General features: G+C 68.0%; 23 protein-coding genes. 7 read left to right on the forward strand and 16 right to left on the reverse strand.

Going from position 1 to position 25,716, the window contains the following annotated elements; genetic code table 11:
* Positions 1-107 precede the first annotated feature (107 nt).
* The 6 genes from lspA to AC1RRR_RS14980 form a co-directional block, all read right to left on the reverse strand.
* Positions 108-605 (reverse strand): signal peptidase II, encoded by a 498-nt coding sequence (gene lspA, locus AC1RRR_RS14955; RefSeq protein WP_492814247.1) that lies wholly within the window; start codon positions 603-605, stop codon positions 108-110.
* Positions 606-637: 32 nt separating this feature from the next.
* Positions 638-3,547 carry an isoleucine--tRNA ligase gene (ileS, locus tag AC1RRR_RS14960; RefSeq protein WP_492814248.1) on the reverse strand — a complete coding sequence of 970 codons (2,910 nt, stop codon included), beginning with the start codon at positions 3,545-3,547 and terminating at the stop codon, positions 638-640.
* 286 nt (positions 3,548-3,833) lie between these two features.
* Positions 3,834-4,925, reverse strand: a complete 1,092-nt coding sequence (locus AC1RRR_RS14965) for a S1C family serine protease (protein ID WP_492814250.1) — start codon at positions 4,923-4,925, stop codon at positions 3,834-3,836.
* Between the two features lie 80 nt (positions 4,926-5,005).
* Positions 5,006-5,947, reverse strand: a complete 942-nt coding sequence (locus AC1RRR_RS14970) for a bifunctional riboflavin kinase/FAD synthetase (RefSeq protein ID WP_492814252.1) — start codon at positions 5,945-5,947, stop codon at positions 5,006-5,008.
* Positions 5,947-6,369, reverse strand: coding sequence for a MaoC family dehydratase (locus AC1RRR_RS14975; protein ID WP_492814254.1), 423 nt, complete (start codon positions 6,367-6,369; stop codon positions 5,947-5,949). The genes AC1RRR_RS14970 and AC1RRR_RS14975 overlap by 1 nt, the downstream gene beginning before the upstream one ends.
* Before the next feature lie 10 nt (positions 6,370-6,379).
* The gene (locus AC1RRR_RS14980; protein WP_492815254.1) at positions 6,380-7,240 is read right to left on the reverse strand and encodes a TIGR01459 family HAD-type hydrolase; all 861 of its coding nucleotides are present in this window, start codon (positions 7,238-7,240) and stop codon (positions 6,380-6,382) included.
* 148 nt (positions 7,241-7,388) lie between these two features.
* Here AC1RRR_RS14980 and AC1RRR_RS14985 point away from each other — a divergent pair, with 148 nt between their 5' ends.
* Positions 7,389-7,955: an NnrU family protein gene (locus AC1RRR_RS14985; RefSeq protein ID WP_492814255.1), complete on the forward strand. Its 567-nt coding sequence runs from the start codon at positions 7,389-7,391 to the stop codon at positions 7,953-7,955.
* 134 nt (positions 7,956-8,089) lie between these two features.
* Here the strand turns inward: AC1RRR_RS14985 and AC1RRR_RS14990 are convergent, their stop codons facing one another.
* Together AC1RRR_RS14990 and AC1RRR_RS14995 are read right to left on the reverse strand one after the other, a co-directional pair.
* The gene (locus AC1RRR_RS14990) at positions 8,090-8,776 is read right to left on the reverse strand and encodes a 2OG-Fe(II) oxygenase (protein ID WP_492814256.1); all 687 of its coding nucleotides are present in this window, start codon (positions 8,774-8,776) and stop codon (positions 8,090-8,092) included.
* On the reverse strand, positions 8,773-9,492 hold the full coding sequence (locus tag AC1RRR_RS14995; protein ID WP_492814258.1) for a methylated-DNA--[protein]-cysteine S-methyltransferase: 720 nt from the start codon (positions 9,490-9,492) through the stop codon (positions 8,773-8,775). The genes AC1RRR_RS14990 and AC1RRR_RS14995 overlap by 4 nt, the downstream gene beginning before the upstream one ends.
* 155 nt (positions 9,493-9,647) lie before the next feature.
* On the opposite strand from AC1RRR_RS14995, the gene AC1RRR_RS15000 reads away from it, so the two are divergent.
* Positions 9,648-10,034 (forward strand): hypothetical protein, encoded by a 387-nt coding sequence (locus AC1RRR_RS15000; RefSeq protein WP_492814260.1) that lies wholly within the window; start codon positions 9,648-9,650, stop codon positions 10,032-10,034.
* Positions 10,031-11,242 carry a hypothetical protein gene (locus AC1RRR_RS15005; RefSeq protein WP_492814262.1) on the forward strand — a complete coding sequence of 404 codons (1,212 nt, stop codon included), beginning with the start codon at positions 10,031-10,033 and terminating at the stop codon, positions 11,240-11,242. The genes AC1RRR_RS15000 and AC1RRR_RS15005 overlap by 4 nt, the downstream gene beginning before the upstream one ends.
* Positions 11,243-11,245: 3 nt before the next feature.
* Here the strand turns inward: AC1RRR_RS15005 and tipF are convergent, their stop codons facing one another.
* Positions 11,246-12,523 carry a flagella assembly cyclic-di-GMP phosphodiesterase TipF gene (gene tipF / locus AC1RRR_RS15010; RefSeq protein ID WP_492814263.1) on the reverse strand — a complete coding sequence of 426 codons (1,278 nt, stop codon included), beginning with the start codon at positions 12,521-12,523 and terminating at the stop codon, positions 11,246-11,248.
* 188 nt (positions 12,524-12,711) lie between these two features.
* On the opposite strand from tipF, the gene AC1RRR_RS15015 reads away from it, so the two are divergent.
* Together AC1RRR_RS15015 and feoB are read left to right on the forward strand one after the other, a co-directional pair.
* A complete protein-coding gene (locus AC1RRR_RS15015; protein WP_492814264.1) occupies positions 12,712-13,035 on the forward strand; it encodes a FeoA family protein in 324 nt (107 codons plus the stop codon).
* 4 nt (positions 13,036-13,039) lie between these two features.
* Positions 13,040-14,944, forward strand: coding sequence for a ferrous iron transport protein B (feoB, locus tag AC1RRR_RS15020; protein ID WP_492814266.1), 1,905 nt, complete (start codon positions 13,040-13,042; stop codon positions 14,942-14,944).
* A gap of 78 nt (positions 14,945-15,022) precedes the next feature.
* Here feoB and AC1RRR_RS15025 read toward each other — a convergent pair whose 3' ends face one another.
* The 7 genes from AC1RRR_RS15025 to epmA all read right to left on the reverse strand — a co-directional run bounded on the left by AC1RRR_RS15025 (position 15,023) and on the right by epmA (position 24,395).
* Positions 15,023-15,901, reverse strand: coding sequence for a 3-hydroxybutyryl-CoA dehydrogenase (locus tag AC1RRR_RS15025; RefSeq protein ID WP_492814268.1), 879 nt, complete (start codon positions 15,899-15,901; stop codon positions 15,023-15,025).
* Between the two features lie 143 nt (positions 15,902-16,044).
* Positions 16,045-17,091, reverse strand: a complete 1,047-nt coding sequence (locus AC1RRR_RS15030; RefSeq protein ID WP_492814269.1) for a lysine-2,3-aminomutase-like protein — start codon at positions 17,089-17,091, stop codon at positions 16,045-16,047.
* A 53-nt stretch (positions 17,092-17,144) separates the two neighbouring features.
* Positions 17,145-18,293, reverse strand: a complete 1,149-nt coding sequence (locus AC1RRR_RS15035; RefSeq protein WP_492814271.1) for a hybrid sensor histidine kinase/response regulator — start codon at positions 18,291-18,293, stop codon at positions 17,145-17,147.
* A complete protein-coding gene (locus AC1RRR_RS15040) occupies positions 18,290-18,868 on the reverse strand; it encodes a chemotaxis protein CheB (protein WP_492814273.1) in 579 nt (192 codons plus the stop codon). Before AC1RRR_RS15040 ends, AC1RRR_RS15035 begins: the two co-directional genes overlap by 4 nt.
* Positions 18,865-19,689: a CheR family methyltransferase gene (locus AC1RRR_RS15045; protein WP_492814275.1), complete on the reverse strand. Its 825-nt coding sequence runs from the start codon at positions 19,687-19,689 to the stop codon at positions 18,865-18,867. The genes AC1RRR_RS15040 and AC1RRR_RS15045 overlap by 4 nt, the downstream gene beginning before the upstream one ends.
* 5 nt (positions 19,690-19,694) lie before the next feature.
* Positions 19,695-23,141: a response regulator gene (locus AC1RRR_RS15050; protein ID WP_492814277.1), complete on the reverse strand. Its 3,447-nt coding sequence runs from the start codon at positions 23,139-23,141 to the stop codon at positions 19,695-19,697.
* Between the two features lie 204 nt (positions 23,142-23,345).
* Positions 23,346-24,395: an EF-P lysine aminoacylase EpmA gene (gene epmA / locus AC1RRR_RS15055; protein WP_492814279.1), complete on the reverse strand. Its 1,050-nt coding sequence runs from the start codon at positions 24,393-24,395 to the stop codon at positions 23,346-23,348.
* A gap of 120 nt (positions 24,396-24,515) precedes the next feature.
* Between epmA and efp the strand changes: the two genes are divergently transcribed.
* Together efp and AC1RRR_RS15065 are read left to right on the forward strand one after the other, a co-directional pair.
* Positions 24,516-25,082 (forward strand): elongation factor P, encoded by a 567-nt coding sequence (efp, locus tag AC1RRR_RS15060; RefSeq protein WP_492815256.1) that lies wholly within the window; start codon positions 24,516-24,518, stop codon positions 25,080-25,082.
* A gap of 174 nt (positions 25,083-25,256) precedes the next feature.
* Positions 25,257-25,679, forward strand: a complete 423-nt coding sequence (locus AC1RRR_RS15065; RefSeq protein WP_492814281.1) for a PH domain-containing protein — start codon at positions 25,257-25,259, stop codon at positions 25,677-25,679.
* Positions 25,680-25,716: the final 37 nt, after the last annotated feature.

Genomic DNA, 25,716 nt, shown 5'->3' on the forward strand with positions numbered 1-25,716 from the left:
ATGCTCCAGCAGGCCGACCCCCGGCCAAAATTTTGGACGCTCTCGATACGACATCCTCGCGCGGGCGCCAATCTCCCACGCGAATGCGGCGTCATTCAGTCGCCAAGCTACTCCGTTTCAGCGAGTTTCTTCTCGCCGTACAGGAAGCTGTCCAGCAGCAGCAGGGCCACGCCGATCGAGATCCCCGAGTCGGCGACGTTGAACACCCACGGGAAATACAGGCGCGAGACGTCGATGAAGTCGACGACATAGCCGTACATCACCCGGTCGATCAGGTTGTTGCCGATGGCCCCGCCGATGATCATGCCAATGCCGAGGGTCGGCAGCAGCTTGGTCGCCTTGCGCGCCCACCAGGCCAGGCCGATCACCACGATGATCGAGAAGCCGATCAGCAGCCAGCGGCCCCAGTCGTTGCCGCGCAGCAGGCCAAAGCTCATGCCGTAGTTATGGACCATGGTCAGGTGCAGCGGGCCCAGCAGCGGCAGGGACGAGCCCTGCTCGCGGCCCAGCAGGCCCAGGACCCACAGCTTGCTGATCTGGTCCAGGACCACGGTGGCGGCGGCGATGGCGTAGGCGGTCCAGCCCAGGCGAGTGATAGACTTCATCTGCTTAGCTAAACCGTCCTACGCCCCAATGCCTAGCCTTGCGCCGCGTCCCAATAGGCCACGGCCTCGGCGTCGCGAAGGCTAAGCTCCGGATAGCGGGCATCGGTTCCCACCTCCGGCAGGATGCGCCACGAGCGGGCGCACTTGTTCCCCTCGGCCAGTTTCGGATCCACCGACACGCCCTTGACCTCGTCGGTCGAGAACGCGCCGCCTTCACCGGCGACCAGGGTCGCGGCCGACGTGCGGAACACCTCGGCGGCGTCCAGGCCCTCGAAGGCGGCCAGCAGCTCGGCGTCGGCCACGTGGACGACCGGAGCCGCTTCCAGGGCCGAGCCGATACGCTTTTCGCGGCGTTCGACTTCCAGGGCGCCGGTCACGACCGACATCACGGTCTCGACCTTGGCCCAGCGGGCGGCTTCGGCGTCGTTCTTCCACTCGGCCGGCGTCACCGGGATCACCCGCAGGCTGTTGGAGCCGGCGTCGGGGAAGCGCGTCTGCCACGCCTCTTCCATGGTGAAGCTGGTCAGCGGCGACAGCCAGATGGTCAGGCGCTCGAACACATAGTCCAGCACCGTGCGATAGGCTCGGCGACGGATGGCGTCGGGGCGGTCGCAGTACAGGCTGTCCTTGCGGATGTCGAAGAACAGGGTGGAGAGATCCCCCTGGCAGAACTCGATCAGCGGCCGGACCACGTCGCTGAAACGGTAGCTCTCGTAGGCGGCGCGGACGTCGCGATCCAGTTCCCACAGGCGGTGCAGGATGTACTTCTCCAGCGGCGGGAAGTCGGCGTAGTTCGTGACCCGCTCGGCCTCGTCGAAGCCGGCCAGGGCGCCCAGCAGGTAGCGCGTGGTGTTGCGCAGCTTGCGATAGGCGTCCGTCGTCGTGGCCAGGATCGTCTTGCCGATCCGCTGGTCTTCCGAATAGTCGACCATCGCCGCCCACAGACGCAGGATCTCGGCGCCGCTTTCCTTGGTGATGGTCTGCGGCTCGACGGTGTTGCCCTTGGACTTGGACATCTTCTCGCCGTTCTCGTCCTGGGTGAACCCGTGGGTGAGAACCGCCTTGTAGGGCGCGCGGCCGCGCGAGCCGCAGCCTTCGAGCAGCGACGATTGGAACCAGCCGCGATGCTGGTCGGAGCCTTCGAGATACAGGTCGGCCGGCCAGGCGCTGTCGTCGCGGCCTTCGATCGTGAAGGCGTGGGTGCAGCCCGAGTCGAACCAGACATCCAGGATGTCGGTGATCTTCTCGTACTGGGCCGGGTCGTGCACGCCCAGGAAGTCGGCGTCGGGACGCGTGAACCAGGCGTCGGCGCCACCTTCGCGGATGGCGTCCAGGATGCGGGCGTTGACCGCCGGATCGTTCAGCGGGTGGCCGGTGTGCTTGTCCACGAACATGGCCAGGGGCGTGCCCCAGTTGCGCTGGCGGCTGACCAGCCAGTCGGGACGCGTCTCGACCATCGAGCCGATGCGGTTGCGGCCCGCGTCGGGGTGGAAGGCGGTGTCGGCGATGGCCTGCACGGCCGTCTCGCGCAGGGTCTTGCCGCCCAGGCTGTCCACCGCGTGGTCCATGCGGATGAACCACTGCGGGGTGTTGCGGAAGATCACCGGAGCCTTCGAGCGCCAGCTGTGCGGATAGCTGTGCTCGACGCGGCCGCGCGCCAAGAGGTTTCCGGCCTCGATCAGCTTGTCCATCACCGCGCCGTTGGCCGGACCGAATTTGCCGGTCTTCTTGCCTTCGGTCTCGATGACCTTCAGGCCGCCGAACATCGGCACGTGCGCGTAGTAGGCGCCGTCCGGATCGACGGTGTCGGGGATCTCGCGATGACCGTGGGCCAGCCAGACATTGTAGTCGTCGGCGCCGTGGCCCGGGGCGGTGTGGACGAAGCCGGTGCCGGCGTCGTCGGTCACGTGGTCGCCGGCCAGCATCGGCACGGCATAGCCGAAGTGGGTGTCGAGGTCGGCCAGCGGGTGGGCCAGGACCATGCCTTCGCAGTCGACGGCTTCGACCTTCTTGAAGGCCGCGACCTTGGCGGCCTTGAAGACCTCCTCGGCCAGCTTCTCGGCCACGATCAGGCGATCGCCGACGGTCGACCAGGGGGCGAACTCGAGGTTCTCCTCCAGGGCCGTGACCTCATAGACGGCGTACGGGATGTCGGGGTTGTACGAGACCGCGCGGTTGGCGGGGATGGTCCACGGCGTGGTGGTCCAGATCACCAGCTTGGCGCCGACGGCGGCGTCCGAGCCCTCGACGACCGGGAACTTCACCCAGATCGTGGGCGAGACGTGGTCGTGATATTCGATCTCGGCGTCGGCCAGGGCCGTGCGCTCGACCGGGCTCCACATCACCGGCTTGGAGCCGCGATAGAGCTGGCCGGTCTCAAGGAACTTGTGGAACTCGGCGACGATCGTGGCTTCGCTGGTGAAGTCCATGGTGGCGTAGCGGTTCCACCAGTCGCCCAGGATGCCCAGGCGCTGGAACTCGACCTTCTGGGCCTCGATCCAGCCGCCGGCATAGGCGCGGCATTCGCGGCGGAATTCCTCGGCCGGGACCTCGTCCTTGCGGCGGCCCTTGGCGCGGAACTGCTCCTCGATCTTCCACTCGATCGGCAGGCCGTGGCAGTCCCAGCCCGGCACGTAGTCGACGTCGAAGCCCAAAGCAAAGCGCGAGCGGACCACGAAGTCCTTCAGTGTCTTGTTCAGGGCGTGACCGATGTGGATCGCGCCATTGGCGTAGGGTGGGCCGTCGTGCAGCACGAACAGCGGCGCGCCGTCGGCCTGGCGCTTGGCGCGCACGGCGCCGTAAAGGCCCTTGGGCGACAGGGCGGCCCAGCCCTCCAGGATCTCGGGCTCCTTCTTGGGCAGGCCCCCGCGCATCGGGAACGGGGTGTCGGGAAGGAAGACGGTTTCGCGATAGTCGCGGGCGGTCGTGGCGTCGTCGGCCATGGAATAGCTATCCAAGTTGGAAGTTCGGGAGGGGCGCGGACTGAAAACCCGGCGCGCGCGCAAGCCTGACCGGCGGCGTCACGCCGGGCGGATAATTCGCGCTGTATTCCGAACGGAACTCATGGGGAGCGGGGATAGCAGAGGGATGGCGCTGAGCCAATAGATGCTCCCCCGTGATACGGGGGAGCTGTCGCGGAGCGACTGAGGGGGCGAGCTGGGCATATGCCGCGTTAGCCCCCTCCGGCCCTCTGGGCCACCTCCCCCGCATCGCGGGGGAGGATCTCGGCTAAGCCCCCGGCTTCCGCAGCTTCGGCGTCACCGCCACTGTCATCAGCCGCGCATTGCGGATGACCAGGAAGTCCGTCGGCCGCCCGATGCTGTGGTGGTCCAGGGCCCGCAGCAGATCATCAAGCCCAGTCAGGACCTGGCCGCCAGCCGCGGCCAGCAGGTCGCCCTCCTTGATCCCCGCCTTGGCGGCGGGGCCGCCGGCGTCGACATGGGCGACATAGACCGCATAGGGCTGGTGCAGGCCGGTGGCCTTGGCCAGGGCCGGCGGGATCGGGGCCTGCTGGGCGATCAGGCCGATCGAGCCGCGCCGCACGTGGCCGTGCTCGAGCAGCTCGGCGATCACGAAGCGGGCGGTGTTGGCCGCCACCGCGAAGCACAGGCCCTGGTAGCCGGCGATGATCGCCGTGGCGATGCCGATCACCTCGCCGGTGGAATTGACCAGCGGCCCGCCGCTGTTGCCGGGATTGAGCGCCGCGTCGGTCTGGATCAGGTCCTCGATCAGCCGGCCGCGCTCGCCGCGCAAGCTGCGGCCCATCGCCGAGACCACGCCGGTGGTCACCGTGGCCTCGAAGCCCAGCGGCGCGCCGACGGCGATGACCAGCTGGCCGCGCCGCAGCTTCTTGGAGTCGCCCAGCTTGGCGACCGGCAGGTTGACGGCCTGGTCGATCTTGATGACGGCCAGATCGGTGTCGGGATCATCGCCCACGCAGCGGGCGGTGAAGCTGCGGCCCTCTGCATTGATCACGATGTAGCGGCTGGCGCCTTGGATCACGTGGCTGTTGGTCAGGATCAAGCCGTCGGACCCGATGACGAAGCCCGAGCCGACGCCGGACATCCGGGGGTCTTCCAGCATCGGATGGATGCGCACGACGCTGGGCCCGATCCGCTCGACGGCGCGGACCACGGCGTTGGAATAAGCGTCCAGCAGATCACCGTCGGGCAGGGCGCAATAGCCGCCCTCGACCTCGACCGCCTTGCCCGTGTCGAACACGAACTGGGCGCCCTCGGGATAGGCGAGGATCTCGTGGCGACGCCTGGTCACCCCGTGTTTCGCCCGCGCGAACTGCTGGTACTTGCGCCCCTTGAGCATCGGTCCCCACCCTGCCGTTAAACAAGGTTAACGGGGCGGCGGCGCTTGGGAAACCCCTTCTCCCCTTGCGGGAGAAGGAACTAGAACCCCGGCGCCACGATCGCCCGCGCCGCCTGCTCGTCCTTGTGGATCTGCTCGATCATCAGCTCCAGGCTGTCGAACTTGAGTTCGGGGCGCAGGAAGGCGATCAGGTCGGTCTCGATGATCTGGCCGTACAGGTCCTCGTCGAAGTCGAACAGCCAGGTCTCCAGCCGGGTCTCGACGATGCCCGTCGTGGGGTTGTTGCCCAGGTTGGCCACGCCGGGGACCTCGCGGCCGTCGGGCAGGCGGGTGCGGGTGGCGTAGACGCCCAGGCGCGGCACGACATAGTCCTCGACCTCGACATTGGCGGTCGGGAAGCCCAGCTGGCGGCCCAGCTGCTGGCCCCGGCGCACCACGCCCTCGATGGCGAAGGGGCGTCCGAGAATGCGGGCTGCCTGGTCGGGCTGGCCGTCGCGCAGGGCGTCGCGGACGCCGGTGGACGAGAACTTGTCGCCATCACGGCTGGCGACCGGCTCGGCCACCGAGACGGTGAAGCCATACTCGTCGCCATAGGCCTTCATCAGTTCGGCGCTGCCGCTGCGGCCTCGGCCGAACGAGATGTCGAAGCCGACGGCGACGTGTTTCACGCCCAGGCCCTCGACCAGGACCTTCTCGACGAACTCGCGGTCGCCGAAGCTGGCCATCTCGAAGTCGAACGGCAGCAGGTACAGCAGGTCGACGCCCAGGCCACCCAGGGCGCGGGCCTGCTGGCCGTGGGTCATCAGCTTGAAGGCCGGCTCGGTCGGGCGGAACAGGCGGCGCGGGTGCGGATCGAAGGTGACCACGCCCAGCGGCGTGTGCTGCGCCAGGGCGGCTTTGGCGGCTTGGGCGATCACCTGCTGGTGGCCGCGATGCACGCCGTCGAAATTGCCCAGGGCCACGGCGGCGCCGCGCTCTTCGGCGGCCAGGTTCTTCCAGGCGTTGATCGTCTTCAGGGGCATCAGGCGGCCTTGCGCGGAACCATGACGGTGGCTTCGCCGTCGACGACGGCCTTGCCATTGACCTTGCAGACGGTCGACAGCGTCACTTGAGCCTTACTTTCGTTGATCTCGGTGACGGTGACGATCGCGGTGACCTCGTCGCCGATCTTCACGGGGCGGCGGAAGCGCAGGCCTTGGGTCAGATAGATCGCGCCGGGACCGGGCAGCTGCGTGCCCAGCACCGCCGAGATATAGCCGGCCGACAGCATGCCGTGGGCGATGCGCTGGCCAAAGCTGGTGGTCGCCGCATAGTCGGCGTCCAGGTGCACCGGATTGGTGTCGCCGGTCACTTCCGCGAAAGCGACGATGTCGGCCTCGCCGACGGTGCGGACCAGCTGGGCCGACTGGCCGACGCTGAGCTCTTCTAGGAATTTCCCCTGCATAGCCGACCTCCTACCAGACCAGATCGCCGATGGCGTGGGTCGCGCCCACGGCCTCGGCGTCCAGCAGGGCGTGGACGGCGTCGGGGACCAGCTGGCCGTCCGGACCGACGGCTTTTTCGCCATGGATGCCCTTGGCGACGAACAGGCAGGCCAGCTGCTGGTCGTGGGCGCCCTTCACGTCGGTGATGACGCCGTCGCCGATGCAGAGGATCCGGTCGCGATCGACGGGACGACCCAGCAACTCGGCGGCCTTGGCCAGCGACAGGTCGTAGATGGCGCCGAACGGCTTGCCGGCCATGACCACCTTGCCGCCCAGGCTTTCATAGAGGTCGGCCAGGGCGCCGGCGCAGAAGATCAGCCGGTCGCCGCGCTGCACGACGCGATCGGGATTGGCGCAGATGAACAGCAGACCCCGGTCGGCGGCGACCTTCAGGCGGTCGCGGTAGTCCTCGGGGACTTCCTTCTCGTCCTCATAGAGGCCGGTGCACGAGATGAAGTCGGCGTCCTCGCAGCCGCCGTCCGTCAGGGCCATGCCCTCGTACAGCACCTCATCGCGCGCGGGGCCGATCTTCCAGACCTTGCCGGGCGCGCGGGCCCGCAACAGCGCCTGGGTGGCGTCGCCGGAGGTCACGAAACCGCTCCAGGCCGAGCGCGGCACGCCCAGGCTGTCCAGCTGCGCCACCACGTCGGCCGACGGGCGCGGCGAGTTGGAGATCAACACCACCGGCCCCTTGGTCTCGCCCCACTTCGTCAGCGCGTCGCAGGCTTCGGGGAAGCTGGCGACCCCATTGTGGATCACGCCCCAGACGTCGCACAGCACGACGTCGTAGCGGTCGGAAAGGGCGGAAAGGCCGGCGGGGAAGTCCATCATGGCTTGGGCGGTAACGATCCAGGGGCGAGGCGTCAATGTCGCCAGGGTCTCAGCTATCCCCTGACGTCGCGTATTCAAGGGTCGTGAGGTCAAGCTTTCGGAGACCCGCGTTCCGTGACTATCCTCCGCGCATCAAGGGGAGGGGCCGATGACGATTTTGATCCTGGGTCTGGTGGTGTTCTTAGGGATTCACTCGGTGCGGATCCTGGCCGGACCGTTCCGCGACGCGCAGGTCGCCGCCAATCCCAAGCGCTGGAAGGGGCTCTACACCCTGGTCTCGTTCGTGGGCTTAGGGCTGATCATCTGGGGCTGGATCCTGGCCCGGCCGGCCGCGCCGCAGCTCTACGACCCGCCGACCTGGGGCCGCCACGCGACCCTGGCGCTGGTCTGGGTCGCGTTCATCCTGATGCCGACCGCCAATGCGCCGACGGGCCGGATCAAGGCCACGGTGCGCCACCCGATGCTGCTGGGGGTGATCTTCTGGTCGGCCGGGCATTTGCTGGCCAACGGGGACCAGGCGTCGGTGACGCTGTTCGGGGCGTTTCTGGTGTGGGCGATCCTGGACCTAATCTCGGCGCTGCGGCGCGGGGAGCCGGCGCCGGTGGTAGTGAAGCCGAGGGCGGATGTGATCGCGGTGTTCGCGGGAACGATGCTGTGGGCGGTGTTCGTGCTGGTCCTGCACCGGGTGTTGTTCGGGGTGTCGCCGCTGGGGTGAGGCCGTAGAGCGCCCCCTCCGCCCCTTCGGGGCACCTCCCCCGTTTTACGGGGGAGGAGGAAGCTGCTCTTCTCCTGCCCCGCTTGCGGGGGAGGTGGCGCGGCGCCGATAGGCGACGTGACGGAGGGGGCGTTCTACGTCGCGTCGTGGAAGATCACGCCCAGAGTGCGTCGGCGGCCTGAGCGGATTTCACTCACCCCATGCCGCAACACCCGCCGGTGCACGCCCCGCGTCCCCTCCGCCGGCCGCTCGCGCACCGCGAAGATCACCCCCTCACCCTGCCTGAGGGGCACCACCTGCGGCGCCGACTGCTGTCTCGGCCGCTGCTCGACAATCACGAATTCGCCGCCGTCGAAGTCCCGCCCCGGCTCGTCCAGCAGGAACGCCGCCTGCAGCGGAAAGACGTGTTCGCCGTACAGATCCTGGTGCAGGCAATTGTAGTCGCCCGGCCCGTAGGTCAGCAGCAACGGCGTCGGCCGCGCCTGGCCCGCATCGCGGCACCTCGCCAGCATGTCGTCCAGCGCCTCCGGAAACCGCCGCTCGTCACCCAGCCGCTCGGCCCAGGCGTTGGCGATCCCTGACAAAGGCCCGTACAGCCCCTGCCGGAGCCGCTGCACGACCTCCGGCAGGGGATAGCTGAAGTACTTGTACTCGCCGCGTCCGAAGCCGTGGCGAGCCATCACCACCCGGCTGCGGAAGCCCGCGTCCTGCGGATAGAGATCGGCGATCGCCGCGCAGGTCTCGGGCTTCAGCATCGGGCCGGTCAAGGCCCAGCCGCGCGCATCCAGCTCGGCGGAAATGCGGCTCCAGTCCAGGGTCACGCCGCCTCCCGCGCCAGCAGGGCCCGCTTGCGCTCGACGCCCCAGCGGTAGCCGGACAGGCCGCCGTCGGCGCGGACCACGCGGTGGCAGGGGGTGATCACCGCCAGCGGATTGGCTCCGCAGGCCTGGGCCACGGCGCGGAAGGCGGTGGGGCGGCCGATCGCGCGGGCGATGTCGGCATAGGACGCCGTCTGGCCGGCGGGGATCTCGCGCAGGGCGGCCCAGACGGCCTTCTGCAGCTCGGTGCCCTGGTCGTCGATCGGCAGGCTGAGGGTGTGGTCGGGATGGTCGACCAAGTCCGCCACCGCCTTAAGGTCGGCCGCCAAGCCCTCCGCGTCCGGCACGATCCGCGCGTGCTTGAAGCGCTTCTCCAGATCCGCCTGCAACGCCGCCGCGTCGTCACCCAGCGTCACCAGCCGCAGGCCGGCCTCGGAGCGGGCCACCAGCGCCAGCCCCAGACTGGTCTGGCCGACCGCCCAGCGCAGGGTCTCGCGGTTCAGGTCGGGCTTGCAGCGCAGGCAGGCGCGCAGGCCGGCGGCGCGGGCGTCCTCGCGGGTGGGATAGAAGCTGACGTTCTTGCGCAACGGACGGCCGCCGCAGCTGGCGACGCAATAGACGCCAGTGGTGCGCACGCCGATATAGAAGGCGCCTTCAGCCGCGCGATCCTTGGCGCGCATGGCGTCCCAGCGGGCGTCGTCGTTCTGGTAGGTCGTCATAGGTTGGTCTCCTTTCGTGCAGAGACCATGCGCCAGCTCGCGCCCAGGATCATTCCGATGCTTGCGGCCGCAGACCCAAAGCTGTCAGCAGTGATGGCGGCTTGCGGCCCCCTGGCGCGGCGCCCTAACCAGAGATGGCGCTTCGGGGGGAAGACATGCGTTCAGCTGTGTGTGGTTTGGCCTTGGCCTTGATGGCCTCGCCCGCTTTGGCCGGACCCGGCGCCCGAGTGACCCTGACGCCCAACGCCCAAGGGGTGACCGCCGAGGTGGTCCTGCCCGAGGCCGCTACCCGCTTCGCCTTCGAGGAAAATGCCGACGACGTCCGGCAGGACACCTGGCGTCCCACCGCCGACATGGTGCTGAAGGACGGCGTGCTGAGCCGTCGCGACGGCAAGGCTTTCTCCAGCTTCACGATCCAGCTGACCCCTGACACCGCGCCGCGCGACCGGCGCTACCCGGCCCTGACGCGGGTGGGCGAGGGCTGGCAGATCTATGGCCCTTATTCGCTGGCCAGACGACGCCCGCGCCCGCTGCGACCGTGATCGCCAAGAAGGGCTGGCAGGCGCTGCCCAAGGCCAAGGCTGGCAAGGTCTCGCTGGCGGGCTATGTCTATGTTGGCCCATCCAGCCTGGTCAGCGACGGCGCGGCGACCTTCGTCGCGGCCCCGAACGTCAGCTCGGAGCTGCGCGCCCAGATCGCCAAGGCCGGCCAGGGCACGGCGGCCTACTACCAGCGCCGCCTGGGCGTCGGACTGCCGGCCAGGCCCGTGCTGATCACTACGCGCGTGCCGGAATTCGCCGGCGGCGGCTGGCAGGGCGACACGGTCGACGGCCCGATGATGTCGCTGCGCTTCTTCGGTCCCGCCACGCCGGGCTCGGAAGAGGCGGCGGCGGTGTCGGGCTTCGTCGCGCACGAGACCTTCCACTTCCGGAACAGCCGGTTCCTGGCCTCGGGCGACGCCGAGAGCGCGCCGTGGCTGCACGAGGGCGCGGCCGAATATGCGTCGCTGCTGGCCACGCGCGAACTGGGGACCCGTGGCGAGGCGGCGGTGGGCCAGGCCCTGGCCGAACGCCTGACGGCCTGCGCCGCAGCGCTGGGCGACAAGGACCTGGCCGAGCACGGGCCGCGCCGCAACAAGGCCGTCTATGACTGCGGCGTCGTGATCCAGTGGACGGCGGACCTCAAGCTGCGCGCCGCCTCGGGCGGCAAGCGCGACGTGCTGGATGCCTGGCGCGAGGTCTTCGGCCACGCCGGGACGGGCAACCATCACTATGGGGTCAAGGACTTCATGGCGTCGGCGGGATTGAGCGAGGCGGACGAAGATCCGCTGCGCCTGCTAATGCAGCCGGGACAAGGCGATCGCTGGAGCCGCGTTACGGTGGCCTTGAACGGTCTGGGCGCGACGGTGACGCCAGCGCGTTCGGCTGTCGCCGAGCGTGGCGCGCTGATGTTCGCTTTGCTGGGGCCGCTGTGTAAGGGCGAGTATGGCTTCTTCGGCGGCCAGGGCGACCACATCACGCTGGACACCGGCGACCGCTGCGGACCGGCCAACGGCAATCCGAAGGTCGACCAGGTGGCCGGCCACGACATCATCAAGGACGCCTCGGCCGCGTTCGATGCGGTGACCGCGTTGTGCGCCTCGGACACGGGCAAGGTGCCGCTGGGCTATCAGGGCCAGGTCGTCGCGACCCTGCCGTGCCGCAAGCTGCCGTCGGCTCCGAAGGCCTGGACAGTCACGAAATGGCGGTAAAGCTTACCAGCCCACCGCGCGGCGGCGCAGGGCGCCGCGCATGAAGTCCTGCGGCGGCTCGGCCTCGGCCAGGACGGCGTCGCGGATGGCGCGGGGTTCGCCGAACAGGTGGCCTTGGCCGTAGCCGATGTCGAGATCCAGGATGTCGACGATCTGCTTCTCGGCCTCGACCTTCTCGACGATGACCTCGATGCCGTAGCGGCGGGTCAGGGCGGCGAAGTCGCTGGCGTTCAGGTCGGGCAGCGAGGCGATGACCAGCTTGCCGTCCTGCTCTTCCAGCTGGTCCAGCATCATCTGGGCGCCGACCTTCAGGTACTTCACGTCGGCGCGGGCCAGGTCCTGGAAGTCCAGGTCCAGGTCGTTGACCTTGTCCAGGCTGAAGCTGAAGCCCAGGCTGGCCAGGCGAGCCATGTGGCGGGCCTCGACCGGACCACGGCGCTCGAACGCCGCCTGGCCCAGCTCGAAGATCACCGCGCCGGCCAGGTCCTTGTTGCCCTGCATGAATTCCAGGAACTGCGGGAAGAAGCTCTCGTCGCCCAGGCTGGCCAGCGAGATGTTGCAGAAGATGCCGATCTTGCGGTCCTGCTTGGCCAGGCGGCGCACGATCTGCACGCAGCGGAACAGCAGCAGGTTGTCGATGGCCGTCATCAGGCCCTCGGGCTCGGCCACGGCCAGATATTCGGCCGGCATCATCACGCGGCCGGTCTCGTCGCGCAGGCGCGAGAAGCTTTCGTAGAAGACGGTCCGGCGCTGGGGCAGGCTGACGATCGGCTGCAGGTACAGATCGACGCGGTTCTCGGCCAGGGCGTCCTGCACGACCTGCAGCATGTGGCTGGCCTGCGGCGCGCGCTCGCGGCCAATGCTGCCCTGGCTGCGGGCCGAGGCGGCGGCGACCTGGTGGCTGAGCTGCTGCTCCATCCGGTCGCTCATCTGGGAGATCATGTCTTCCAGCTGGTGGACCTCGGTCGACAGTTCCTCGGTGCGGCGCTGGGCGTCGGCGGCGACGGTCTCGACCAGGTCCGACACGCGGGCGTCGACCTTCTCGATCTGGTCCAGGAGGATGGCGTGGGCTTCACGCACGGTGTCGATGTCGCCGCGCAGGGCGGCGGCCAGGAAGGTTTGGCCCAGCAGGCCGTGGAAGGCGAAGCACAGGCCCAGCGTGCCGATGAAGGCCGAGACGCCGACAGCCGGCGTCGCGCCCATCCTCCAGAGGAAGAGGGAGACGATCAGAGCCAGACAAAGATAGGCCCCCGTCAGGAGCCCCAGCATCAGCCTACGCATAATCCGCCCACACGAATCGAAACACGTAATCAGACCGAGCGGCGTTCGAAGAGTCGAATCTATTAACGACCCTGCGCCATTCGGTCCCAACAGCCCTTAAGTGCTGAGCATACCTCAAAACGCCAGGATCGCTGAATCGACATTGGTCTCTTCGACTGATAATCGTTCGCAATCTAATCGGAGCCATTATGTCCGAAGCGTATGCGTTGTCCTCTGAATTCAACCCGGCCGAGAGCGATCCCGGCGGTCTGCGTCCCCTGGCCTCGGCCCGGCGCGGTGACCGTGGCGTGATCGCCCGCGTGACCGGCGTCTCGGGCGCGGCCGAGGCCGTCGCCGCCGAGGAGCTGGAGCGCCGCCTGCTGGAGATGGGTTTCGTGGAAGGCGCGACGATCGAGGTGCTGCACGAGGGCCTGTTCGGCCGCGACCCGATCGCCGTGCGCGTGGACGACACCCGGGTGGCTTTGCGCCGCCGCGAGGCCGGCGCGGTCTCTGTGAAATTCGACGGACGTTAAGACCTTGGCGCTCGATACCGCTGTCGACGTTTCCGACACCCCCGCTCAGAACACCACCACTCGGATCGCCCTGGTCGGCAATCCCAACTCCGGCAAGACCGCGCTGTTCAACGCCCTGACCGGCAGCCGCCAGAAGGTGGCCAACTACGCCGGCGTCACGGTCGAGCGGAAGGAAGGCTCGCTGACCACGGCGTCTGGCCGCGCGCTGCGCGTGCTGGACCTGCCCGGCACCTATTCCTTGCGCGCCCGCAGCCCCGACGAGGTCGTCACTCGCGACGCCGTGCTGGGCAAGCTGGAAGGCGAGACCGCGCCCGCCTGCCTGGTCTGCGTGGCCGACGCCACCAACCTGCGCATGGTGCTGCGCCTGGTTCTCGAGCTGAAGCAGGTGGGCCGCCCGTTCGTGCTGGCCCTCAACATGTTCGACATCGCCCAGCGCCAGGGTCTGCGTATCGACCTGGAGCAACTGTCCAAGGAGATCGGCGCGCCGATCGTCACCACGGTGGCCACCCGCAAGCGCGGCCTGCCCGAGCTGCTGGAAAAGGTCGAGGCCATCGTCGATGCCCGCGCCGTCGAGGCCGAGAACGTCTGGCACGAGCCGACCGCCGGCGAGATCCGCTCGGCCCACGCCGAGGCCCAGCGCATCTTCAAGGCCTGCGTGAAGCCGCCCGAGCGGCCCGATACGGTCACCGGCAAGGTCGACGACGTGCTGCTGCACCCGATCGCGGGCCTGGCCATCCTGTTCACCTTGCTGTTCGTGATGTTCCAGGCGGTGTTCACCTGGGCCACGGTCCCGGCCGACGCCATCGACGGCGCCTTCGCCAGCCTGGCCGGCTGGGTGGGCGAGACCCTGCCGCACGGCCTGCTGGCCAGCTTCATCGCCGACGGCCTGATCGCCGGCGTCGGCAGCGTGCTGGTGTTCCTGCCGCAGATCCTGATCCTGTTCTTCTTCATCCTGCTCTTGGAAGACAGCGGCTACATGGCCCGCGCGGCCTTCCTGATGGACAAGATCATGGGCGGCGCCGGCCTGCACGGGCGGGCGTTCATCCCGCTGCTCAGCAGCTTCGCCTGCGCCATCCCCGGGATCATGTCGACGCGGGTGATCGACAACAAGCACGACCGCCTGACCACCATCCTGGTCGCCCCGCTGATGACCTGCTCGGCGCGGATCCCGGTCTACACCCTGATCATCAGCGCCTTTATCCCGAACCACACCGTCTGGGGCTTCCTGTCCCTGCAGGGCCTGGTGATGTTCGGCCTCTATGCCGGCGGCATCGTCAGCGCCCTGGTGGTGTCGTTCGTCATCCGCAGCGTCTTCTGGCGCGGCGCGGTCGAGCCCTTCATGATGGAACTGCCGACCTATCGCTGGCCCGAGCCGCGCAATGTCCTGCTGAACCTGTGGACCCGCGCGCAGATCTTCCTGAACCGCGCCGGCCGCATCATCCTGCCGCTGATGGTGCTGGTCTGGGTGCTGTCGACCTTCCCCTATCCGCCGGAAGGCGCGACGGGCCCGGCCATCGACTACAGCTTCGCCGGCCGGATCGGTCACCTGATCGCGCCGGTCATGGCTCCGATCGGCTTCAACTGGCAGATGACCATCGCCCTGATCCCGGGCTTCGCGGCCCGCGAGGTCGCGGTGGCGGCGCTGGGCACGGTCTACGCGGTCGGCGGCGACGACGACGCGGGCACCAAGCTGGGCGTCCTGCTGGCCGGCAAGTGGTCGCTGGCCACGGCTCTGTCGTTCCTGTCCTGGTACATCTTCGCGCCCCAGTGCGCGGCGACCCTGGGCGTGGTCAAGCGCGAGACCAACGGCTGGACCTGGCCGACCGTGATGTTCCTGTACATGACCGGTTTGGCCTATCTGGCCTCGTTCGCGACCTATCACATCGCCGTGGCGATGGGGGCGGGCTAAGGGCCTTCGAACTCCAAAGAAAAAGCCCGCTCCGGGAGACCGGGGCGGGCTTTGTCGTATCGGATGCGGAAGACGCCGTTACCGCGTCGGGACCGGGACCTCGCCGCGATAGTCGTAGAAGCCGCGACCGGTCTTCTTGCCCAGCCAGCCGGCCTCGACATATTTCACCAATAGCGGGCAGGGGCGGTACTTGCTGTCGGCCAGGCCTTCGTAGAGCACGTTCATGATGCTCAGCACGGTGTCCAGGCCGATGAAGTCGCCCAGCTCCAGCGGGCCCATCGGATGGTTGGCGCCCAGCTTCATCGCCGTGTCGATGGCGTCGACGGTGCCGACCCCTTCGTACAGGGTGTAGATCGCCTCGTTGATCATCGGCACCAGCACGCGGTTGACGATGAAGGCGGGGAAGTCTTCGGCGTTGGACGTGATCTTGCCCAGCGACTGGGCGAAGGACACGGCGCGCTCATAGGTCGGGACGTCCGTGGCGATGCCGCGGATGATCTCCACCAGCTTCATCAACGGCACCGGGTTCATGAAGTGCAGGCCGATGAAGCGCTCGGGGCGGTCCGTGGCCGAGGCCAGGCGCGTGATCGAGATCGACGAGGTGTTCGACGCCAGGATCGTGGTGGGCGTCAGGTACGGCTGCAGGCTGCGGAAGATCGACTTCTTGATCTCCTCGTTCTCGGTCGCCGCCTCGATGGCCAGGTCGGTGGCGCCGATCGCCTCTAGACCTTCGGCCGGCTTGATGCGGGCCAGGGCCGTCTTCATCGCGTCATCGTCGATGATGCCGCGACCGACCTGGCGGGCCAGGTTCTTCTCGATCAAGGCCAGGCCGGCGTCGATCCGCTCGCGCGAGACGTCATGAAGCCACACGTCGTAGCCGCCCAGGGCGACGACATGCGCGATGCCCGACCCCATCTGGCCGGCGCCGATAATGCCGACCGATTTGATTTCACTCATAAAAGCCAAGCCTTCGCTTGAATTCGCGTCGACTGACGCGACCGGATCCTCGGATATGCCGACTTTTCTAGCACGAGAAACACTGCTCTCGTCCAGAATTTGCTGCGATGCAGCGAGAGCGCGGCCGCAAAGCCTTGCCGGGCCTAGGCTTCGGGGGCAGGCGGGTAGGGGTGAGCGGTCCCATTCGGATCCTCGACCGATCCGCCATCGACATAGGCGGGACCGACCGGCACCTTGCCGTGGCCGCCGGGGATATCCAGCACATAGGTCGGCTGGGCCAGGCCCGAGACCGTGCCGCGCAGGGCCTTCATGATCGCCTGGCCCTCGGCGATCGTGGTGCGCAGGTGGGCGGTGCCGGGCGCATAGTCGTGGTGGTGCAGGTAGTATGGCCGGATCCGGGTCTCGACGAAGGCCCGCATCAGCTCGCCCATCACCGCCGGGTCGTCGTTGACGCCCTTCAGCAGCACGGTCTGGGAGAGCATCGGGATGCCGGCGTCGATGATCCGAGCGCAGGCGGCGCGGGCGGCCGGGGTCAGTTCGCGGACGTGGTTGGCGTGCAGGGCGACATAAACGGTCTTGGTCGTGCGCTTCAGCGCCGCCACCAGCTCGTCGGTCACGGCGCCCGGATCCACCGCCGGCACGCGGGTGTGGAAGCGGACGATCTTGACGTGCGGAATGGCGTCCAGCCGGTCCATCAGCTCGGCCAGGCGCCGGGGCGACAGCACGAACGGATCGCCGCCGGTGACGATGACCTCCCAGATCTGGGGGCGGCTGGCGATATAGGCGAAGGCGGCGTCCAGCTGGGCCGGGGTCAGGTTCGACAGCCCCTCGGGCCCGACCATCTCGCGGCGGAAGCAGAACCGGCAATAGACCGCGCAGGTATGGGTCGGCTTCAGCAGCACCCGGTCGGGGTAGCGATGCACGATTCCATCCACAGGGCTGTGGATATCGTCGCCGATCGGGTCGCCGTCCTCGCCGGGGCTGGCGATCAGCTCTTCCGAAGAGGGGATGAACTGGCGGGCGATCGGGTCATCGTCGTTCGTGGGATCGATCAGCTCGGCCATCGCCGGGGTGATCGCCACCGCGTAGCGCGCCGCCACCGCCTCCAGCGCCGGCAGGCGCTCGGGCGGGACCAGTCCAGCCTCGGTCAGGGACCGGGCGTCGCGCAGGGTCTTTGCGGTGGGAGCCATGAGGCGCGGGGATATGCGGGATTTCAGCCCCAGAGGCAAATCAGAGGGGCAAATCAGCCCGGATCGCGCGCCAGCGGAATGATCACCGTGAAGGTGCTGCCCTTGTTCAGCCCGGCGCTGGCCACGTCGATGGTCCCGCCGTGCAGGGCGACCAGTTGCTTGCAGAGCGCCAGGCCGATGCCCAGGCCGCCTTGCGACTTGGACAGGTGGTCCTCGACCTGGGCGAAGATCTCGAAGATGCCTGCCTGCAGCTCGGCCGGGATGCCGACGCCGGTGTCGGACACCCGGATCTCGGCCACGCCGTCGCGGCGATGGGCCGACAGGGTCACCGTGCCGCCGGGCGAGGTGTATTTAGCGGCGTTGTTGAGCAGGTTGCCGATCACCTGGGCCAGGCGGGTGTGGTCGGCGTCCAGCCAGATCGGGCCGGTGGCGATGTCGGTGATCAGCGTGTGGCCGGCCTGGTCCATGTGGTGCTGGCTGGCCTCGATGGCCGAGGTCAGAATCTCGCCCAGCTCGACCCGCGCCTTCTTCAGCGTGATCTTGCCCTCATTGACCCGCGAGACGTCCAGCAGGTCGTCGACCAGGTGCGAGAGGTGCGACAGCATCCGGTCCATGCGGGCGCGGATGTCGGTCGAGCGCTCGACCGGGATGTCCTTGCCCAGGAGGTGCAGGCCGCCGGCCAGGGCGGCGATCGGGTTGCGCAGTTCGTGGGCCAGCACGGCCAGGAAGCTGTCCTTGTGGCGGTCGGCGCGGCGTAGGGCCTGGGCGGCGGCCTCCAGCTCGTCACGCTGGCGCTCCAACTGCTGGCGCTGGCGATAGAGGTCGAAGAAGACGTTGGCCTTGCTGCGCAGGACGTCCGGCTCGATCGGCTTGTTGATGAAGTCGACGGCGCCGGCCTCATAGCCGCGGAAGCGCCGCTGGGCGTCGGCGGCGGTGCCGGCGGTCAGGAAGATGATCGGCACATGGCGCGTGCGCATGGCCCCGCGCATGAACTCGGCCAGCTCGAAGCCGTCCATGCCGGGCATCTGCACGTCCAGCAAAGCCAGGGCGACGTCGTGGCGCAGCAGTAGCTCCAGCGCTTCCTCGCCCGAGCGGGCCTTCAGCAGGACGAGGTCCTCGCGGCGCAGCAGCGCCTCCAGCGAGACCAGGTTCTCGGCCAGGTCGTCGACCAGCAGGAAATGGACAGGCCGCAAAGCGCTCATCGCTTATTCCCCAAACTCCGCAAATAGACGCCGATCTCTTCCAGCGTCATCACCCGCGCCTCTGGCCAGGCGGCCAGGGCCGCTTCCGGCATGGCCTCGGCCGCCGCGCTGGCGGGATCCTCGACCACGACCACGCCGCCGGCCTGGCCTATGGCTTTCAGGCCCTCGGCGCCATCCTGGTTGGCGCCGGTCAGGATGATCCCGACCAGCCCCTCGCCGAACGCGTCGGCGGCGCTCTCGAACAGAACGTCGATCGAGGGCCGCGAGTGCAGGACGGGCTCGTCGGTCGACAGGGCCAGCAGCTGCGGCGTCTCGACCAGCAGGTGATAGTCCGGCGGCGCGAAATAGATCACGCCCGGCTGAAGCGGCTCCTTGTCCTCGGCCTCGCGCACGGTCATGGCGCAGCGGGTCTGGAAGAGTTCGGTCAGGGCGTTGCGGCGGTCGGGCGGCACGTGCACGACCACCATCACCGGCAGCGGATAGTCGGCCGGCAGCGGCGGCAGGATCGCCGACAGCGCCTGCACGGCGCCGGCCGAGGTCCCGATCACGACGGCTTGGATGGGGGAAGCGGTCATGGTTCGCGCTTCTGGTAGATCTTCTCGTCGCGCTCGAACTCGGCGAAGGCGCCGGTATGGGCCGAGAAGCGCAGGCTCTCCTTGGCCCCGAGGCCCAGGAACCCCTTGCGGGCCAGCGAGTCGCGGAACAGGCCGATGGCCCGGTCCTGCAGGTCGCGATCGAAATAGATCAGCACGTTGCGGCACGAGATCAGGTGCATCTCGCCGAACACCGCGTCGGTGACCAGGCTGTGGTCGGAGAACACCACCCGCTCGCGCAGGGTCTTGTCGAACACCGCCCCGCCATAGCCGGTGGTGTAGTAGTTCGACAGCGAGGACTTGCCGCCCGAGCGGCGGTGGTTCTCGGTGAACAGCTTCAGGCGATCGATCGGATAGATGCCGCGCGCGGCGGCCTGCAGGGCGTCCGGGTTGATGTCGGTGGCGTAGAACAGGGTCCGGTCTTCCAGCCCCTCCTCGCGGAACAGGATGGCCAGGGAGTACAGCTCCTCGCCCTCGCTGCAGCCGGCCACCCAGACCTTCAGCGACGGATAGGTCTTCAGGTGCGGCAGCACCGTCTCGCGCAGGGCCTTGAAGTAGCTGGGGTCGCGGAACATCTCGCTGACCTGCACGGTCAGATAGCCCAGGAGCTGCTCCAGCATCTCCGGATCGTGCAGCAGGGCGTCCTGCATGGCCGAGTAGCTGGCATAGCCCAGCTGCTCGCGGGCCTGCTTCAGGCGGCGCTTGACCGACGCCTTGGCATAGCGCCGGAAGTCGTAGTGGTAGCGCTGGTACAGCGCCTCCAGCAGCAGCCTGATCTCGATGTCCTCGACGTCGTCACGCATGGCGGTCAGCGGGGCATCCAGACACGAACGAGGGACAAGAGCTGGTCAACGTCCAGCGGCTTGGCCATGTAGTCGTTGGCCCCGGCCTCGATGCAGCGGGCCTGGTCGTCGGGCATGGCCTTGGCCGTCAGGGTGATGATCGGCAGCTTCTTGAAGCGCGCGTCCTTGCGAATCTCGGCGGTGGCGGTCAGGCCGTCCATCACCGGCATCATCACGTCCATCAGCACGAGGTCGATGGCGCTGCCCTCGTCCTTGGCCGATTTCTCCAGCGCCTCGATGGCTTCCTTGCCGTTGCGGGCGATCTCGATCAGCGCGCCGCGCGGCTCCAGGATGTTGGTGATGGAGTAGACGTTGCGGACGTCGTCCTCGACCACGAGGATCCGGCGGCCCTCCAGGGCGGCGTCGCGGTTGTGGGCCTTCTTGATCATCGACTGCTGCTCGGGCGGCAGGTCGGTGACCACCTGGTGCAGGAACAGCGAGACTTCATCCAGCAAACGTTCTGGTGAACGCGCGCCCTTGACGATGATCGAGTCCGAATAGCGGCGCAGGCGCTGCTCGTCGGCCTGGGACAGGTCGTGGCCGGTATAGACGATGACCGGCGGGAAGGCGTAGCCGCCCTCGTGGCTCAAGGTTTCCAGCAGACTGAAACCGGAGGCGTCGGGCAGGTTCAAATCCAGGACCATGCAATCGAAGGTCTCGGTCTTCAGCCGTTCCAGGCACTCGGCCGCGGTGGCCACGCCGACGGTCTCGACATCGCCGGAGGACAGGAGCTTGCCGACCGCCTCGCGCTGGACCTTGTCGTCCTCGACGATCAGCACGCGGCGCGACGAGGCCGACAGGCGCGAGGTCAGGGCGTCCAGCGCGTTGGTCAGCGCCTCGCGCTTCACGGGCTTGACCAGGTAGCCGATGGCGCCCAGCGACAGGGCCGTCTGGGTGTGGTCGGCGGCCGAGACGACGTGGACCGGGATGTGGCGGGTGTCGACGTCGCGCTTCAGGCGTTCCAGCACCGCCAGGCCCGACTGGTCGGGCAGGCCGACGTCCAGCACGATGGCGCTGGGGCGGTGCTTGCGGGCCAGGACCAGGGCCTCCTCGGCCGAGGCCGCGACCAGGCACTGGAAGCCCGCCTCGCGCGCGACGTCGCGCAGGATGCCGGCGAAGCTGGAGTCATCCTCGACCACCAGCAGGATGCGCTGGCCGCCGGACAGGATCTCGCGGTCGTCGTCGACGCGCGGGCCGGTCGGGACGTAGCGGCGCTCCTCGGTCGCCTTCTTGGTCGGCGCGGCGGCGGCGGGCAGGGGGGCGGGTTCGGCGCGCTGCGGCACCAGGGCGGGGTCGTAGTCCAGCGGCATCGACAGGGTGAAGCGGCTGCCCTTGCCGTGCACGCTGGTCAGGCTGAGCGTCGCGCCCAACAGGCGGGCCAGCTCGCGGCTGATCGACAGGCCCAGGCCCGTGCCCCCGTACTTGCGGCTGATCGTGCCGTCGGCCTGGCGGAAGGCTTCGAAGATGGCCGCCTGCTGCTCCTCGGCGATGCCGATGCCGGTGTCGGTTACCGATAGGGCCAGGCGATCGTCGCCTTCGCGAGCGATCTCCAGCGTCACGCCGCCCTTCTCGGTGAACTTGAAGGCGTTCGACAGCAGGTTCTTCAGCACCTGTTCCAGGCGCAGGCGGTCGCTGACCATCGAGGCCGGGACGTCCTCGGCGACGTTGATCGCGAAATCCAGCTTCCGCTCGGCGGCGAGGGGAGCAAACAGCTGGCGCAGGTCAGTGCCCAGGCGTTTCAGCGACATGGTCTCGGGCCGGATCTCCAGGTGGCCGGCCTCGATCTTGGACAGATCGAGAATGTCATTGATCAGCGTTAGCAGGTCGTTGCCCGACGACTGGATCGTGCGGGCATGCTGGACCTGCTCCTCGGACAGGTTGCCGACCGGGTTGTCGCCCAGCAGCTTGGACAGGATCAGCAGCGAGTTCAGCGGCGTACGCAGCTCGTGGCTCATATTGGCCAGGAAGTCGGACTTGTAGCGACTGGCCTGCTCCAGCTCGCGGGCCTTCAGCTCGACGGCGGCGCCCGAGCGTTCCAGGTCGTCGCGCTGGCTCTCCAGCAACTGGGCCTGTTCTTCCAGCTGGCTGTTGGTCTGTTCCAGCTCGGCCTGCTGCTGCTCCAGACGGACCTGGGATTCCTTCAGGGCGCGGCCCTGCTCCTCCAGCTCCTCGTTGGAGACGCGCAGTTCCTCGCTCTGGACCTGCAGCTCTTCGGCTTGCGCCTGGGTCTTTTCCAAGAGCTCGCGCAGCTCGGCGCGGTAGCGGGCCGAGCGCAGGGCGATGCCGACGGCCTCGGAGGCCTCGTTCAAGAACTCGCGGACACGGTCGTCGACGGCGTTGAGGAAGCCCAGCTCCACCACGCCATGGACGCCGTCTTCGGCGACGGCGGGGAACAGGATCAAGTGGCGCGGCTTGTCGCGGCCCAGGGCCGAGCCGATGGTCAGGTAGCCCTCGGGCACGTCGGCCAGGACCGTGGTCTCGCGGCTGGCGGCGACCTGGCCCAGCAGGCCCTCGCGCAGGCCGAAGCGCTCGACGATCTGGGCGTCGCTCGGCACGCCGTAGCTGGCCACGCGGCTGTAGCGCTCGCCATCGGCGGCGAACACCGCCCCGGCCTGGGCGCCGGCGAACCGAGCCAGGAAGGTCAGGATGTTCTCGCCCAGCTCCTGGCTCTCCTGGTCGCCCAGCATCGCCGAGGCCAGGCCCACCTGGCCCGAGGCCAGCCACTGGCGGCGCTCGTTGGCGACGGCGGCGCGGCGGATCAGGACGCCGACCACCAGGGTCAGGACGATGCCCAGCACGCCCGACATCAGGCCGCTGACCAGGGCCGACTGATAGGCCGCGTCCATCTCGGCCAGGCGTTCGCGGCGAAGGCGCGCCTCTTCCTGCTGCATCGTCGTCAGGCCGCCGCGGATGGCGTCCATCTCGGCCTTGCCGCGATCGGAATTGACGATCGCCAGGGCGGCCGCCGGGCCTTGGGCGCGGCGGACGTCGATGGTGCTCTTCAGCTCGGCCAGCTTGGCGGTCACATGGCGTTGCAGGCTGGTGATGCGGTCCTGCTGGCCGGCGTTGTCGCTGGTCAGGGTCGCCAGCTTCTCGATCTGGCGCTCGACATTGGCCACCGCCGCCTCATAGGGCTCGAGATAGCGGTCGTTGCCGGTCAGCAGATAGCCGCGCTGGCCGGTCTCGGCGTCCTGGACGCTGGAGCGCAGCTCGCCGATCGCCACGATGACCTCGTGCGAGTGGAAGATCTGCCGGGCGTCGTCGCGCAGGACGTTGGTGTTGCGGTGGGCCACCATGCCGCTGCCGACGAAGAAGGCGATCGCCAGGGCCAGGCCCAGGAAGGTCTTCGGGTCCAGGAACGACGATTTCTTCTGCGTCGAGGCCGCGAGCGCGGCGTTCATCCGGTTAGGCATGGGTATGGTCCCGGCGGTGATTGGCGCGCGCGGCGGCATAGGGGCCAGGATTCGCCAGACCCGACGGTCGGACAGCCGACGTCGCCGGCCCGATCGCGCTACACGCCAAAGACATGAGAAATACGCCCCACTCAGGCGTATCCCACTGATACGCCGCCCCAGCGGGCGTAAACGTCGCCGTAGGCGATCCGTTCCCTGTTAAAATCACGCGCCCGCGACCGGAGTCCAGACCACGTCCTCGATCCGCCGCGCGCCGGCAGCCAGCAGCACCAGTCGGTCGAAGCCCAACGCGGATCCGGACGCCTCTGGCATGTGCTCCAGGGCGGCCAGGAAATCCTCGTCGATGGGGTATCGCTCGCCGTAGATGCGGGCCTTCTCGTCCATCTCGATCATGAAGCGGCGGCGCTGCTCGGCCGGGTCGGTCAGCTCGCCGAAGGCGTTGGCCAGCTCGACCCCGCAGGCGTAGAGCTCGAAGCGTTCGGCCACGCGCGGGTCGGCGTCCTTGGGGCGGGCCAAGGCCGCCTCGCTGATCGGGTACTCGCACAGCACCGTGGCGCGGCCCTCGCCCAGACGCGGCTCGACCTTCTCGACGATGATGCGGCTGAAGATGTCGGCCCAGCCGTCATCCTCGGCGACCCGGATGCCGGCGTCACGGGCGGCGGCGGCCAGGGCGTCGCGGTCGGTCGAGCCGTCGGCGGCGACGCTGGCCAGGAGGTTGACGCTGGCGTGGCGCTGGAAGGCCTCAGCCACCGACAGCCGCTCGGGCTGCGCGAAGGGGTCACAGCTCATGCCTCGGAAGTCGAAGCTTTTGGTCCCCGCCGTTTCAGCCGCGAGCGCTAGCAGAGTGGCGCAGTCGTCCATCAGGGTCTGGTAGGGCGCGTCGGCGCGGTACCACTCCAGCATCGTGAACTCGGGATGGTGCAGCGGCCCGCGCTCGCGGTTGCGCCACACCTTGCCCAGGCTGAAGATCTTCTCCTCACCGGCGGCCAGCAGCTTCTTGCAGGCGAACTCCGGCGACGTGTGCAGATAGAGCGGCGAGGCCTCGCCCGAGATCGTCAGGGCTTGCGTGGCGAAGGCGTGCAGGTGCGCTTCGTTGCCGGGCGAGACCTGCAAGGCGGCGGCCTCGACCTCCTCGAAACCCTCGGCCTCGAACCAGGCGCGGAAGGCCTTGGTGATGCGGTTGCGGGCCAGCAGGAACGGCCGGCGGTCGGCGTGGACGTCGCTGCGCCACCAGGTCTGGGAAGTATCGGACAAAGGCTAACAACCGAAGAGACTGGAGATTTCGCCCCGATCGCTATACGAGGGCGGGCACAGATCAATAGCATGATCGCGCCCGCGGCCTCGCGCGCGCTTTCTTCCAAGGACGATAACTACGTGAAGGTCGCAGCCAGCTCGCTCCGCAAAGGCGCCGTCGTCGACATGGACGGCAAGCTCTACGTCGTCCTGACGGTCGACAACATCCACCCCGGCAAGGGCACCCCGGTGACCCAGCTGAACATGCGCCGCATCTCGGACGGCGTGAAGGTTTCGGAGCGTTACCGCACCACCGAGCAGGTCGAGCGCGCCTTCGTCGACCAGCGCAACCACACCTTCCTGTACCAGGACGGCGACGGCTTCCACTTCATGAACCCGGAAACCTACGACCAGCTCGTGGCCACCGAAGACGTGATCGGCGACGCCGCGCCCTATCTGCAAGAGAACATGACGGTGCAGCTGTCGACGCACAACGACGTGCCGATCGCCATCGAACTGCCGCGCACCGTGGTCCTGGAAATCGTCGACACCGAACCGTCGGTGAAGGGCCAGACCGCCAGCTCGTCGTACAAGCCGGCCGTCCTCAGCAACGGCGTCAAGACCACCGTCCCGCCGTACATCACCGTCGGCACCCGGGTGATCATCCTGACGGAAGACAACAGCTACCAGGAACGCGCCAAGGACTAAGGTCTCAAGTGTTCTGAAAGACGAAGGCCCGGCGGGAAACTGCCGGGCCTTTTTCTTGGCTGGACACGCGCCTCAATCCTGACGACCTGGGGCCCGCTCTGGGCCTATCTCGGGTTGACATCGGTGGACGCTCTAATATGAGTGCGATGGGTTGTTTTCTTAGGGGGTGAGCGCGTGGCGCGTTATATTGACCAAGTTATCACGGGTGATGAGAAGATCCTGTTCGATGCCAAGGTTCATTGGGGCATCTATATTTGGCCGGCATTTTGGACCATCGTTAGCTTCGGTGTTCTGCTTCCGGTTACTTTCGTTTGGTTCATCTTTGCGCTGATGTATCAATTGAATTCGGATTTCGCCGTCACCAACAAGCGCCTGATCGCCAAGTTCGGCTTTATCAACCGCACCACGATCGAGCAGCGCCTGAACAAGGTCGACACCATCATCGTCAACCAGGGCATCCTGGGCCGGATGCTGAACTACGGCCGCATCGTCGTGCGCGGCACGGGCGTCTCGGCCTCGCCGTTCGGCCCGGTCGCCCAGCCGCTGGATTTCAAGCGCGCGATCGAGGAAGCCATCGAGGCCGCCGAAGCCAAGTAGCTTCGCGCCGATCGAAACAACGAAGGCCCGGCGGGAA

The organism is Caulobacter sp. GW821-FHT12D05, from assembly GCF_058807295.1.

Bases quoted from the DNA above. Each gene is read 5' to 3' on its own strand.
- lspA (WP_492814247.1), bottom strand. From the start codon at position 605: ATGAAGTCTATCACTCGCCTGGGCTGGACCGCCTACGCCATCGCCGCC.
- ileS (WP_492814248.1), bottom strand. From the start codon at position 3,547: ATGGCCGACGACGCCACGACCGCCCGCGACTATCGCGAAACCGTCTTC.
- AC1RRR_RS14965 (WP_492814250.1), bottom strand. From the start codon at position 4,925: ATGCTCAAGGGGCGCAAGTACCAGCAGTTCGCGCGGGCGAAACACGGG.
- AC1RRR_RS14970 (WP_492814252.1), bottom strand. From the start codon at position 5,947: ATGCCCCTGAAGACGATCAACGCCTGGAAGAACCTGGCCGCCGAAGAG.
- AC1RRR_RS14975 (WP_492814254.1), bottom strand. From the start codon at position 6,369: ATGCAGGGGAAATTCCTAGAAGAGCTCAGCGTCGGCCAGTCGGCCCAG.
- AC1RRR_RS14980 (WP_492815254.1), bottom strand. From the start codon at position 7,240: ATGATGGACTTCCCCGCCGGCCTTTCCGCCCTTTCCGACCGCTACGAC.
- AC1RRR_RS14985 (WP_492814255.1), top strand. From the start codon at position 7,389: ATGACGATTTTGATCCTGGGTCTGGTGGTGTTCTTAGGGATTCACTCG.
- AC1RRR_RS14995 (WP_492814258.1), bottom strand. From the start codon at position 9,492: ATGACGACCTACCAGAACGACGACGCCCGCTGGGACGCCATGCGCGCC.
- AC1RRR_RS15000 (WP_492814260.1), top strand. From the start codon at position 9,648: ATGCGTTCAGCTGTGTGTGGTTTGGCCTTGGCCTTGATGGCCTCGCCC.
- tipF (WP_492814263.1), bottom strand. From the start codon at position 12,523: ATGCGTAGGCTGATGCTGGGGCTCCTGACGGGGGCCTATCTTTGTCTG.
- AC1RRR_RS15015 (WP_492814264.1), top strand. From the start codon at position 12,712: ATGTCCGAAGCGTATGCGTTGTCCTCTGAATTCAACCCGGCCGAGAGC.
- AC1RRR_RS15025 (WP_492814268.1), bottom strand. From the start codon at position 15,901: ATGAGTGAAATCAAATCGGTCGGCATTATCGGCGCCGGCCAGATGGGG.
- AC1RRR_RS15030 (WP_492814269.1), bottom strand. From the start codon at position 17,091: ATGGCTCCCACCGCAAAGACCCTGCGCGACGCCCGGTCCCTGACCGAG.
- AC1RRR_RS15035 (WP_492814271.1), bottom strand. From the start codon at position 18,293: ATGAGCGCTTTGCGGCCTGTCCATTTCCTGCTGGTCGACGACCTGGCC.
- AC1RRR_RS15040 (WP_492814273.1), bottom strand. From the start codon at position 18,868: ATGACCGCTTCCCCCATCCAAGCCGTCGTGATCGGGACCTCGGCCGGC.
- AC1RRR_RS15045 (WP_492814275.1), bottom strand. From the start codon at position 19,689: ATGCGTGACGACGTCGAGGACATCGAGATCAGGCTGCTGCTGGAGGCG.
- AC1RRR_RS15050 (WP_492814277.1), bottom strand. From the start codon at position 23,141: ATGCCTAACCGGATGAACGCCGCGCTCGCGGCCTCGACGCAGAAGAAA.